Source organism: Georhizobium profundi, from assembly GCF_003952725.1.
In the GTDB taxonomy this organism is placed as follows: Bacteria; Pseudomonadota; Alphaproteobacteria; order Rhizobiales; family Rhizobiaceae; genus Georhizobium; species Georhizobium profundi.
The window spans coordinates 473,902-485,980 of record NZ_CP032509.1; the positions used below are offsets into that span (position 1 = coordinate 473,902).

Here is a 12,079-nt window from a genome sequence, read left to right on the forward strand (position 1 = left end):
CGATCTCCTCGCCGAGACTACGATGTCTTGTGCAGTCCCGGCAGAGCGGCCCGGATATGGGCACCCAGCGCCCGTGCCGCCGACGATGGGCGCTGCTCGGAGAACTCGAGCGCCACGCCGATGGTGGGAAGTGGTGGCAGGCCTCTCGATACGACATGAAGGTCGGGCGGGACGGCGGATCGCGTCAGCACGCTGATCGCGTGACCGGAACGGGCGATTGCGATCAGGCCCGCGAGACTGTTGCTGGCAAAGGCAATTCTGTATCGCCGATTGACCGCGCCCATCGCATCGCAGGCGGCGCGATAGTCGAGGCTGACGGGAGCGGACAGCGCCAGCGGTATGACCGCATGGTCGACAATCGCCGGATCTGCCTCACTCGCCACCCAGACGAAACTCTCCTTGCGGATCACCTCGCTGCTTTCGGGGTCCGCCACCGAGACCAGCGCGATGTCGAGCTGGCGGCGATGCAGCAGCGGCCGCAGATCGGACGTCGGCGCACAGACCATGCGCAGTTCGATGTCGGGGTGCAGCGCGCAGAAATCCCTGAGAAGCTCTGGCAGAAAGGCGATGGAATAATCCTCCGGGCATCCAAGGCTGACCGAGCCCCGGATCGTCGTTCCGCCCATGTCGGCCCAGACCTCATCCTGCCTTGCGAGCAGCGCCTCGGCATGGACCAAGAACTTTTCGCCCGATGCCGTGAGCCTGACACCCGATCCGCTGCGATGGAAAAGCGTGTGGCCGACCTGATCCTCAAGCCGGTGCATCTGCATACTGAGCGCCGACTGGGTGCGTCCCACTTCAAGCGCTGCGAGGCTGATCGAACCAGTGCGCGCAACGATGCTGAAGCTGCGAAGCAAGGCAAGGTCGAGAAGCCGCATGCCATCAATCCGGTTGATACCGGGTTGAAGCAATATCAATTTGCCTCAAGCCGCAAGCAAATCTAGCTCTGGACGCTTCTCTTGCCGAGGATGCTGCCATGTCTCTCAACAATGATCCCGCCTTCTGGAGTGCCGCGAAAAAGCATGTGACGCGCTACGGGCCGAGTTTCGAGACGGTGATCATCGAACGGGCCGAAGGCAGCCATGTCTATGATGCGGACGGTCGGGCAATCCTCGATTTTACCTCCGGCCAGATGAGCGCCGTTCTCGGCCATACGCATCCCGACATAGTGGCGACCGTCGACCGGCAGATGAAATCGGTCGCCCACCTCTTCAGCGGGATGCTGTCGCGCCCGGTGGTCGATCTAGCGACCCGCCTGGCCGCACTCGCGCCCGGTCTCGATCGCGTGCAGTTGCTGACGACCGGGGCGGAATCGAACGAAGCGGCCATTCGCATGGCCAAGCTGGTCACCGGCGGGCACGAAGTCGTCGCCTTTGCTCAGAGCTGGCATGGCATGACGGGCGCTGCGGCGTCGGCGACCTACAGTGCCGGCCGTCGCGGTTACGGGCCGGCGACGGCGGGCTCGTTCGTCATCCCTGCCCCCAATTCCTATCGCCCGCGCTTCACCCATGCGGATGGATCGAACGACTGGCAGGCAGAGCTCGACGATGCGTTCGATCTGATCGACAGGCAGTCGACGGGGGGCCTCGCGGCGTTCATCGCCGAACCGATCCTGTCGAGCGGCGGCATTCTCGAGCTTCCGCTCGGCTATCTCGCGGCTTTGAAGCGCAAATGCGAAGAGCGCGGCATGCTGCTGATCCTCGACGAGGCACAAACCGGCGTCGGGCGTACCGGCCACATGTTCGCCTTCCAGCGCGACGGCGTGACGCCGGATATCCTGACGCTGTCGAAAACGCTCGGCGCCGGCCTGCCGCTTGCGGCCGTCATGACGACGGAGGCGATCGAGCAGAAGGCCTTTGAGAAAGGGTTTCTCTTCTACACCACCCATGTTTCAGACCCGCTGCCCGCGGCAGTCGGCGTAACGGTTCTCGACGTGGTCGAGCGCGACGGGCTGGTGGAGCAGGCCGTGAAGCAGGGCCAGCGACTGAAGGATGGGCTGCTCGCCCTGCAACAACGTTTTGAGTGTGTCGGCGACGTGCGTGGTCGCGGGCTGCTGCTCGGGCTGGAAGTGGTTGCCGACCGGCAGACGAAATCGCCCGGCTTCGAGCTTGGTGCGCGGGTGATGGAAGAGGCCATGAACCGGGGGCTCAGCATGAACATCGTCAAGCTGCCCGGCATGGGCGGGGTATTCCGCATCGCTCCACCGCTGACAGTGTCGGATGATGAGATCGATCGCGGGCTGGCCATCATGTCGGACGCGATCGAAGCGGCCTCTGCGACGCGCTGAAGCCACCCCGGGTCCGGACGAGCTGCACGCGCGGCGCGGGTTGCAGTCGTCCAGTCGCTAGGAGGTTTTCAGCACGTCGTGCCATTCCGTATGGCGCTCGAACTGCGCTTTTGCGAAAGGGCAAAGCGGGATGATCTTGATGTTGTCCCGCCGCGCATCCTCGACTGCCTGGCGCACCAGACGCTCGCCGACCTTGCGTCCCCGCAATGCCGAGGGCACTTCGGTATGGTCTATGATGATGAGGCGTTCACCGGCGCGGCTATAGGTCATCTCGGCCTCGGTCCCGCCGATCACCAACAGATATCGCCCCTTCGATCCACCATCCTCGCGCTCGACCTCGCCTTCGTCGAGAGCGGGCGATTTCGCCTCCGAGCGCTCGGCATCGTGCGGGCGTACCTTGCGCGGCTTGCCCGGCGCGCATTCGAGCAGATCACGGTCCCAGCCGCCGAGATCGGCGGCGGCTTCATAGGTCGAAGTGAGAAAGCCGAGCAGCGCTTCGTCGGGATCATCGGCCGAACGCACCGCATCGTAAGGCAGGATGAACTCCGACAGGCCTTCGTGCCAGAACGCAGAGTCAGGCTTTACCGCAGCGCTGCGGTAACCGCCCGAAGCGGGATACGCATAGGCGTAGAAGGCGGGATAATCGATACCGCCGCCGCCCGGCCAGAACCCTGCGGAAGAGACTTCACGATCATAGGCTTCCTGCGCCACGTCGTTCGGAAGCGCCGGCACGCCACCGGGATGGAGGGGCGCGCGGCGGCCTGAAAAGCGGGTGACGGCGAGATCGAAACTGCCCCAGAAGAGATGAACTGGGCTCGATTTTCCCAGGAAGGATGTGCGGAACCGGTTGAAGACACTGTCGACGGCCATGAGCGCCCGGTGAAACCGCTCGACCGCCTCGCTGTCATAGGGGCGGTCGCGGTCGTCTTCCCGAAACGGCACCGGATAGGGCACCTCGTTCGGCTGGCCGTTGAAGGTCGGCGTGCCGCCCAGTTCGGATACCAAGGCGACGAATTTCGCGTGAAATGCCGCAATGGTCATCGGGCCGAGCTCGAACGATGACCGGCGGCCTTCGCCACAAGTGCCGATGATCCTATGCTCGCGGAAATCGAACCGGATCTCGATGCCGGGACCATCCGGGATCATGCCCGTCGTCAGGCCGGTTGGCGTCACATAGGAGGTTGCGTTCCAGGAGTGGTTGATCCAGGGCGTGTGCGCCAGCCGGTACTTCCCCACGATCTGAAGATAGAGATGCAGGGCGGAGCAGGTATCGCGCCAGCTGAGATAATCGAGTTCCGGCCATCTGTCGTTCATTGGATCTCTTTCCGTACAGTCGTGCAGCTTCGATGCCAGTCCGGCGCGCAAGTCGGCTTTTACGGCAGCGGGATGTATTCGTCGCGATCATCGGCAGGCAGGTCGAAGCGGCCGCTGCCCCAGTTTCCGGCCCGCCAATCCGCCTTTGCCTCCTCGATGCGCTCCCTGGACGAGGCCACAAAATTCCACCAGATGTAACGCGGCCCGTTGAACGTCGCGCCGCCGAGTATCATCAGCCGTGCGCCTAGCGGTCCCGCGGCGACCGTGATCGCGTCACCCGGCCTGAAGACCATCATCTGCGACGCCTCGTAGTGCTGGCCGGCAATGAGGATCGACCCCTCGACGATGTAGATGCCGCGATCCTCGTGCTCGTTCGGCAACGGCAGCCGGCTTCCCGGATCGAGCTTCACATCCGCATAGAAGGTCTCGGAAAACATCTTCGCGGGAGCAGACGCGCCATAGGCGTCGCCGAGAATGAGGCGGACGGAGATGCCCTTGTCCTCGATCATCGGAAGACTTTCCTTGGCGTGATGCTCGAATGTCGGCGCCGTGTCTTCGACGTCCTCGGGAAGTGCCAGCCAGGTCTGGATGCCGAACAGGCCGTTCGGCCCTTTGCGGGCTGCCTCCGACGTGCGCTCCGAATGAGTCACGCCGCGCCCGGCAACCATCCAGTTCAGCGCGCCCGGCTGGATGATCTGGTCGGCGCCGGTGCTGTCCCGGTGATGAAAATCGCCTTTGAAGAGATACGTCACCGTGCCGAGGCCGATATGCGGATGCGGCCGCACGTCGATCCCCTGCCCGGTCAGCAGTTCCGCCGGCCCCGCCTGATCGAAGAAGATGAAGGGGCCGACCATCTGCCTTTTGGGCGCGGGAAGCGCACGGCGCACTTCGAAACCGCCGAGATCGCGCGAACGCGGAATGATCAGGGTCTCGATCGCATCGAGCCCGACCTCGTCGGGGCAACCGGGTTCAAGTGCGGGATTCCAGCTCATAGGCGCCATCCTCTTCGTGCAGGGCCTAAACCCTCGTTGCCATGACGGGCGGATCATATCGGCCCGCACCGGAAGCGGCGCTCAAGATATCCTGCCGCCCTGCCTTGCACTACCGGTGGATGCGTCCCGCCACTAGGTCCGGATTGCCGTCAGCTGTGTTGCAGAAAGTGGAACGCGGTTCATGATCCTGGCGCCGCGCGTCTCTTGCCGCGAGCGACGGCGGCGCTCTCAGCTTGGTGCGAATCTTTCTGGTCGAGACCCCAGAGCTGCGGGTTGCGCTCGAAATGCGCGATCAGCATTTCGGTCAACACACGAATCTTGCGCGCCGGATGCTGACCGGGTGGACGGATGACATAAGCACCCGCAGGCGGTGGCGGATAGCCGGTCATGATCGGTACGAGCGCGCCGGACGAGACGTAGTCAAACGTGATGCAGTCCGGAAGCCAAGCGATGCCGAGGCCGGCCGCAGCGGCAGCGGCGAGCGCCGTGGCATTGTCAGCCTTGAACCTGCCCTGCGGCTGCACAGAGACGATCTTGTCTCCGTCCATAAGCTGCCAGGTTTCAGTTCCCTGCATGACCGCTTCGTGGGTTGCGATGTCCTCCAGCCTTTCCGGTGCGCCACGCGCCCTGATGTAGTCGGGACTGGCGACCAGTCGCCCATAGATCGGGCCGACGCGCTTGGCGACCAAATTGGAATCCGGGAGATAACCGACGCGGATCGCGCAATCGAAACCTTCAGCAATGAGGTCGACGAACCGATCGCTATAAGATGCATGGATGTGCAAGGCCGGGTGTTGAAGCGCCATGTCGGCGATTACGGGCGCAAAGTGCGTTGGGCCAAAGGTCAGGGGCACTGCAACTCTCAACCGGCCGCGCAGCTCCCCGGCAGGAATGATCGCCTCCCTCGCCAAGTCGATCTCCGCGCTGACCCTTGCTGCATGGTCTCGAAACGTCATGCCTGCGTCGGTCAGCGCGGCACCCCTCGTGGTGCGCGCGACAAGTTGGGCGCCGAGTGCCGATTCCAGCCGCAGCAGGCGTCGACTGACGATGGACTTGGAGATACCGAGCCGTCGCGCCGCTGAAGAGATCCCGCCTGCGTCGGCAACCTCCACAAATGTCCGAATGTCCTCGATGTCCACTGCGACGCTCCCCGTCTCGCAACAAATTGCCCACAACCATCATCCGTTTCTCTAATATAAGAACGTCTAATGCGATCACGAAAACTTTACCACATGCAACGTGGATTTATTTTCCTGCCTTCGAATTAAGCAAACTCATAAGAATTAAGCGGAGGGTGGCCGTTCTTCATTTTGTGAGAACAGCAATGACCAGAACCTTCCTGAACGATCGAAGCGGCAACTTTGCAATATTTGCTGCGTTCGCACTGCCCGTTACTCTCGGCGCAGCCGGTCTTGGCGTCGACGTCGTTCACATGCGCTCCGTGGTTTCAGAGGTGCAACAGATCACCGATGGCGCCGTTCTCGCCGCGACGCGCAGAGCGATGAGCGACAGCGAGCGCAAACAAGTGTTCGAAGATCACCTGCGGTCGCATGTGGCACCTAACGCTTCCTACAAGGTGCTGAACGCGGAATTGCGCAGTGTCGAAGGCACCAACCACATCGAAGTCACGGGAGACGTCACGCTCGCTGTCGACACGTTCTTCCTTCACAACGCCCGTAAGGAACCAGCGCGGGTAATCGCGGCCGCTTACCAATCCACCAAGGCTGTCGAAATCGGGCTCGTGCTCGACAACACCGGATCGATGGGACAGGAGGGCATCGACACTCTCAAGAGTGCTGCTCTCGGTCTGCTGGGCGTCGTGCAAGATGGCGCTTCCGCCGGCAAGGACATCCGCGTCGCAGTCGTTCCCTTCGTTACTGCCGTCAACATCAAGGGTGAAGGCTTTGATCCGATCTGGATCGATGATGAGGGCGAGTCCCTCTACAATGGCTGGACCTTTCTCGACGAAGACGAGCGTGAGCGTCGTGGCGAAGGCCTTCCCACGGACTGGGAAGACAACGCGGCGCGGTCTGGGGGTGGTGACGATGACGATGACGACGACGACGACGACGATGATGATGATGACAACGACGAGAAAGCCTGTGGCAATCAAGGGCAACGCGACCAAGCCAAGGCTTTGAGAGATGCCTGTCGTCAGCAGCGGCTTGCTAAGCTGGAGTATCCGCACCAGACGGCATTGTTCAGTGTGTCCGGCACGCAGTGGAAAGGATGCGTCGAAGCGCGTCCCTATCCGCTCAATCTCGGGCTCGAGCCACCACGCTCCCGGGATCCCGATACGCTTTTCGTTCCCTATTTCGCACCCGACGAACCGGGAACCGCAACCCTGGACGGGGGGAACGATTCCACCAAGTTCAACAATTCCTGGCTGAACGATGTCGTGGACGGCAGCACGGCCGAGGTTCAGCGTTCGGCGCTCAAATACATCGATCCGGAGGTGCGGCGGGTCGAAGAGGCCAAGTCTCTCACCCGCGGGCCGAACCGCGCTTGCCCGACGCCCATCGTTCCCCTTTCGCGGGATATGGCCAAGGTGCGCGCCGGGATCAACGCCATGCAATTCTGGAACGGCTCCGGTACGAACATCGCGGAAGGACTGGCCTGGGGGTGGCGGGTGATGACCCCGGGCGCGCCCTACACACAGGCTGCTGCGATCGACCCGGCGAGCACCTCCAAATTCATCGTGCTCATGACAGACGGACGCAACGTGTCCTTCGGCTCCAGCAACACGATGAACAAGTCGGATTACGGATCCTACGGCTTCCTGGCAGACGGGCGAATTGCCGGTGCCAGCACCTCATCGAGTGCCGAAAAGACGCTGAACAATTGGACGCTGAAAATCTGCGAAGACATCAAGGCGCAGCAGATCGAGATCTTCACCGTGCTCTACAAGGAAACGGACACCAACGTTCAGAAGATGCTGAAGCAGTGCGCGACCAAGCCCGGCAATTTCTACATGGCCACCAAGACGGCAGGGCTCATCAGCGCTTTTGGCGACATCGCCCGGCAGATGTCGCCGCTCCGCCTGATCCGGTAACGGCGGCATGGCAAACCTTGCCGATGGAGGAACCGGTCCATCGGCAAGACGGCTCTCGTGACCTCAGGGAAGTCGTTTGCCGGTGTCTGCCGCAAAAACATGCAGCAAAGCCGGATCGATGCGCGCTTCCATCGTGTCGTCCAGTTCGCCATCGATCGGCGCCGAGACCACGATGCGGTCGCTGCCGAGATGTCCATGCACCAGGCGGCTTGGGCCCAGTTCCTCGACATAGGCGATCCGGACCGGAAGCCCCTGCGGCTCGCCCGTGCGGCGCGCGAGGGTCAGGTCTTCCGCTCTCATTCCGATGGTCAACGGACCCTGTGGCAGCGAACGCCCGGCCAGCGGAATCGTCGCGTCGGACAGGCGAAGGCCGTTGCCGTCGCGGGTGGCGGAGATAAGGTTCATCGCCGGCGAGCCGATGAAGCTTGCGACGAAGGTGGATTGCGGATGGCGGTAGATTTCGAGCGGGGTCCCGATCTGCTCGATGCGTCCCTTGTTGAGCACGACGAGACGATCCGCGAGCGTCATCGCCTCGAGCTGGTCGTGGGTAACGTAGACCGAGGTCGTCGCAAGGCGTCTCTGCAGCAGCTTGATCTCGCCACGCATCTCGACACGCAGCTTCGCATCGAGGTTCGACAGCGGCTCGTCGAAGAGGAACGCCGCAGGTTCGCGCACGATGGCGCGTCCCATAGCCACGCGCTGGCGCTGACCGCCGGAGAGCTGACGAGGCTTGCGATCGAGATATTCGCCGATCTGCAGGATGCGGGAAGCCTCGGCGACGCGCCGCTCGATCTCCGCCTTGGGCGTGCCGCGGTTCTTCAACCCGTAGGCCATGTTCGCACGCACCGTCATGTGCGGGTAAAGCGCGTAGTTCTGGAACACCATGGCGATGTCGCGCTCTGCCGGTTCCTTGTCGTTGACCACGCGGCCGGCGATGGAGACGGTGCCGTCCGTGATCGTCTCGAGACCCGCGATCATGCGCAGCAGGGTCGACTTTCCGCATCCCGACGGACCAACCAGAACGACCATCTCGCCGGTTTCGATGGCGAGGTCGATGCCGGACACCGCTTCCGCGCCACCGGGATACACCTTGCGCAGGTTTTTGAGTTCAATCGCCGACATGGCTATTTCTCCGTCTCGACGAGGCCCTTCACGAAGAGCCTCTGCATGCAGATGACGACCAGCACCGGCGGCAGCATTGCGAGCACGACGGTCGCCATCACCGTGTTCCATTGCGGGTAGCTGTCGGCCACGTCGGCCATGCGCTTGATGCCCATGACGACGGTGTAATAATCCGAGCTCGTCGTGATCAGCAGCGGCCAGAGATACTGGTTCCAGCCATAGATGAAGAGGATCACGAAAAGCGCGGCGATGTTGGTGCGCGACAGCGGAAGCAGGATGTCGAAGAAGAACTTCATGGGACCTGCTCCATCGACGCGTGCGGCTTCCATCAATTCGTCCGGCACCGTCAGGAAGAACTGCCGGAACAGGAACGTTGCCGTCGCGGACGCGATCAGCGGGATCGACAGGCCCGCGTAGGAATTGAGCATCCCCAGATTGGCGACCACCTGGAATGTCGGCACGATCCGCACTTCGACCGGCAGCATCAGCGTGACGAAGATCGCCCAGAACGCGAGTGCGCGAAACGGGAAGCGGAAATAGACGATCGCGAAGGCGGAAAGCAGCGAGATGACGATCTTTCCGATGGCGATCGTCAACGCCATGATCAGCGAGTTCGTCATCATCAGGCTGATCGGCGGAATTCCGGAGGTCGAGACGCCCGATGACAGCACCTGCCGGTAGTTCTCCACGGCATGGGGTCCCGGCAGCAGCGGGATGATGCCCGACATGAAATCGGTCGGTCCATGGGTGGAAGCGATGATCGCCAGATAGACGGGAAACGCGACGAGCGCCACGCCGGCAATCAGGACGAGGTGCGCGGTAAGCTTCAGGAGCGGCCGGTTCTCGATCATCGGTCAGTACTCCACGCGCCGTTCGATGTAGCGGAACTGGATGAAGGTGAAGACCGTCACGATCGCCATGAGGATGACCGACTGTGCTGCCGACGAGCCGAGGTTCAGGCCGATGAAGCCATCGTCGAAGACCTTGTAGACGAGTATGTTCGTCGCCTGGTTGGGACCGCCTTCGGTGGTCGCGTGGATCACCGCGAACGTGTCGAACATCGCGTAGACGACGTTGACCACCACGAGGAAGAACGTCGTCGGCGACAAGAGCGGCAGCGTGATGGTGAAGAAGCGCTTGATCGGCCCCGCGCCATCGATCGCCGCGGCCTCCGTCAACGAGCGCGGAATGGCGTGCAGCCCGGCAAGGAAGAACAGGAAGTTGTAGGAGATCTGCTTCCAGCTCGAGGCGATCACGACGAGGATCATCGCGTCGGTGCCATCCAGGCCATGGTTCCAGTTATAGCCCGCCTGGCGCATCAGATAGGACAGGATGCCGATCGTGGGATTGAACATGAACCACCACATGACGCCTGCAACCGCCGGCGCGACGGCATAGGGCCAGATGATGAGGGTGCTGTAAGTCTGCTGACTGCGGATCATGCCATTGGCGGCGACAGCCAGCGCAAGGGCAATGACGATGGACAGGACGGCGACGCTCGTTGCGAAGACAGCCGTGACCGCCATGGAGTTGAGGTAACTCGCGCTCTGGAAGAGCCGCGTGTAATTGTCGAACCAAATGAACTGCGTCGAGAAGCCGAACGCATCTTCGCGAAGAAAAGACTGGCGAAACGCCTGTGCTGCCGGCCAGAGAAAGAAGATCGCGGTCACGGCAAGCTGCGGCGCCAACAGCATGTAGGGCAGCGCCCGATTGGAAAAGACTGTCCGCTTGCTTTGCATCGATCAACCGGGATTGACGGGCAGGAACCCGTAAGGAACGGTGCAGGCGGACCGATGGAATCGGCCCGCCTGCAGGTGACAGGTTGAAGCCTTGGGCCTCAAACGGTTCAGCCGTTGATTTCTTCGAACTCGCGGATCAGCTCGTTGCCCCGCTCCACGACAGCGTCGAGCGCTTCTTCAGCGGTCTTGCTTCCGGCCAGGAGCGCCTGGAATTCCTCGTCGATGATCGTACGGATCTGGACGTAGTTGCCGAAACGCAGGCCCTTGGAGTTTTCGGTCGGCTCGTTGAGCGTGATCTGCTCGATCGAGACGTCGGAACCCGGGTTTTCAGCGTAGAAGCCCTGCTCCTGGCCGAGATCATAGGCAGCCTGCGTGATCGGCAGGTAACCGGTTTCCTGGTGCCACTTGGCCTGAACTTCCTGCGACGACAGATAGGAGAAGAAGTCGGCTACGCCGGCATAGTCTTCTTCTGCCTTGCCCTGGAGAACCCACAGCGTCGCACCGCCGATGATCGAGTTCTGCGGAGCGCCTTCGACGTCCTCGTAGTAGGGCAGCATGCCGTAGCCGACTTCGAAGTCGGTGGCATTTTCGACGACACCGGCGCGCGAGGCAGACGAATTCATGTAGATCGCGCATTCCTGAGCGTAGAATTTCGGCGGGGCATCATCACCACCGACCGGGCCGCCATACTGGAAGATGCCTTCCTGCTGCCAGCGGGCCAGGTTTTCCCAGTGACGGGTCTGGACGTCGCCATTGACGGTCAGTTCGGTGCCGAGTCCGCCGAAACCGTTTTCCAACGTGCCGATCGGCTGATTGTGCCAGGCCGACAGGTTTTCCAAGTGGATCCAGGAGATCCAGCCGGAGGTGAAGCCGCAGGTGGCTGCACCCGAATCGATGATCTGCTGGGAAAACTGCTCCAACTCTTCCCAGGTGCGCGGCGGCTGCTCGGGGTCGAGACCGGCTTCTGCGAAAACGTCCTTGTTGTAGTAGACGATCGGGGTCGACGAGTTGAACGGCATCGACAGCATGTTGCCATCCGTGTCGGTGTAGTAGCCGACGACCGAAGGCAGGAAGTTGGCGGGATCGAAGTCCTCGCCGGCGTCCGCCATCACTTCGTAAACCGGATAGACCGCGCCTTCGGCAGCCATCATGGTGCCGGTGCCGACTTCGAAGACCTGGACGATATGCGGCTGCTCGTTGGCGCGGAACGCGGCGATGGCTGCCGTCATCGTCTCGGGATAGGTGCCCTTGTAGGTCGGCACGACCGTGTGCTCGTCCTGGCTCTCATTGTAATCAACGACGATGGCTTCGAGCTTCGCGCCCAATTCGCCACCCATGGCATGCCACCACTGGATTTCCGCGGAATTGGCTTGCGTCATGCTGGTCGACAGCAGCAGTGCTGCCAGAAGTGCTTTCTTCATGGTTCTCTCCTGGACCCTGCGCGCCGAGACAGCCGGCGACGCTGGGGCAGCGATAGAGCCGAAGCATGACAGTGAGTTGAACCTGAAATGACGCTTGGATGACAGTGCAACCGCAAGCCGAGACGCTACTTGGCCGTGTCTGCAAAACCGCA

The 12,079-nt window shown here is 62.1% G+C and carries 9 protein-coding genes and 1 pseudogene; 2 read left to right on the forward strand and 8 right to left on the reverse strand.

Going from position 1 to position 12,079, the window contains the following annotated elements; genetic code table 11:
* Positions 1-17: 17 nt before the first annotated feature.
* Positions 18-878 carry a LysR substrate-binding domain-containing protein gene (locus D5400_RS02280; protein ID WP_126007268.1) on the reverse strand — a complete coding sequence of 287 codons (861 nt, stop codon included), beginning with the start codon at positions 876-878 and terminating at the stop codon, positions 18-20.
* A 98-nt stretch (positions 879-976) separates the two neighbouring features.
* Between D5400_RS02280 and D5400_RS02285 the strand changes: the two genes are divergently transcribed.
* Entirely contained in the window at positions 977-2,287 is a 1,311-nt protein-coding gene (locus D5400_RS02285) for an aspartate aminotransferase family protein (RefSeq protein ID WP_126007270.1), read from the forward strand.
* Positions 2,288-2,344: 57 nt separating this feature from the next.
* Here D5400_RS02285 and D5400_RS02290 read toward each other — a convergent pair whose 3' ends face one another.
* The 3 genes and pseudogenes from D5400_RS02290 to D5400_RS02300 all read right to left on the reverse strand — a co-directional run.
* Positions 2,345-3,601, reverse strand: coding sequence for a DUF5996 family protein (locus D5400_RS02290; RefSeq protein WP_126007272.1), 1,257 nt, complete (start codon positions 3,599-3,601; stop codon positions 2,345-2,347).
* A 59-nt stretch (positions 3,602-3,660) separates the two neighbouring features.
* Complete coding sequence (locus D5400_RS02295; RefSeq protein WP_126007274.1) at positions 3,661-4,593, reverse strand: pirin family protein; 933 nt, start codon at positions 4,591-4,593, stop codon at positions 3,661-3,663.
* A gap of 248 nt (positions 4,594-4,841) precedes the next feature.
* Positions 4,842-5,732: pseudogene (locus tag D5400_RS02300) on the reverse strand (LysR family transcriptional regulator); the annotation flags it as partial.
* Between the two features lie 185 nt (positions 5,733-5,917).
* On the opposite strand from D5400_RS02300, the gene D5400_RS02305 reads away from it, so the two are divergent.
* Positions 5,918-7,645, forward strand: coding sequence for a pilus assembly protein (locus D5400_RS02305; RefSeq protein WP_164527761.1), 1,728 nt, complete (start codon positions 5,918-5,920; stop codon positions 7,643-7,645).
* A gap of 63 nt (positions 7,646-7,708) precedes the next feature.
* Here D5400_RS02305 and D5400_RS02310 read toward each other — a convergent pair whose 3' ends face one another.
* The 4 genes from D5400_RS02310 to ugpB form a co-directional block, all read right to left on the reverse strand.
* Positions 7,709-8,767: a sn-glycerol-3-phosphate import ATP-binding protein UgpC gene (locus D5400_RS02310; protein WP_126007280.1), complete on the reverse strand. Its 1,059-nt coding sequence runs from the start codon at positions 8,765-8,767 to the stop codon at positions 7,709-7,711.
* 2 nt (positions 8,768-8,769) lie between these two features.
* On the reverse strand, positions 8,770-9,618 hold the full coding sequence (gene ugpE / locus D5400_RS02315) for a sn-glycerol-3-phosphate ABC transporter permease UgpE (RefSeq protein ID WP_126007282.1): 849 nt from the start codon (positions 9,616-9,618) through the stop codon (positions 8,770-8,772).
* Positions 9,619-9,621: 3 nt separating this feature from the next.
* Positions 9,622-10,506, reverse strand: coding sequence for a sn-glycerol-3-phosphate ABC transporter permease UgpA (gene ugpA, locus D5400_RS02320; protein WP_126007284.1), 885 nt, complete (start codon positions 10,504-10,506; stop codon positions 9,622-9,624).
* Positions 10,507-10,613: 107 nt separating this feature from the next.
* Entirely contained in the window at positions 10,614-11,927 is a 1,314-nt protein-coding gene (gene ugpB / locus D5400_RS02325; RefSeq protein ID WP_126007286.1) for a sn-glycerol-3-phosphate ABC transporter substrate-binding protein UgpB, read from the reverse strand.
* Between the last annotated feature and the right edge of the window lie 152 nt (positions 11,928-12,079).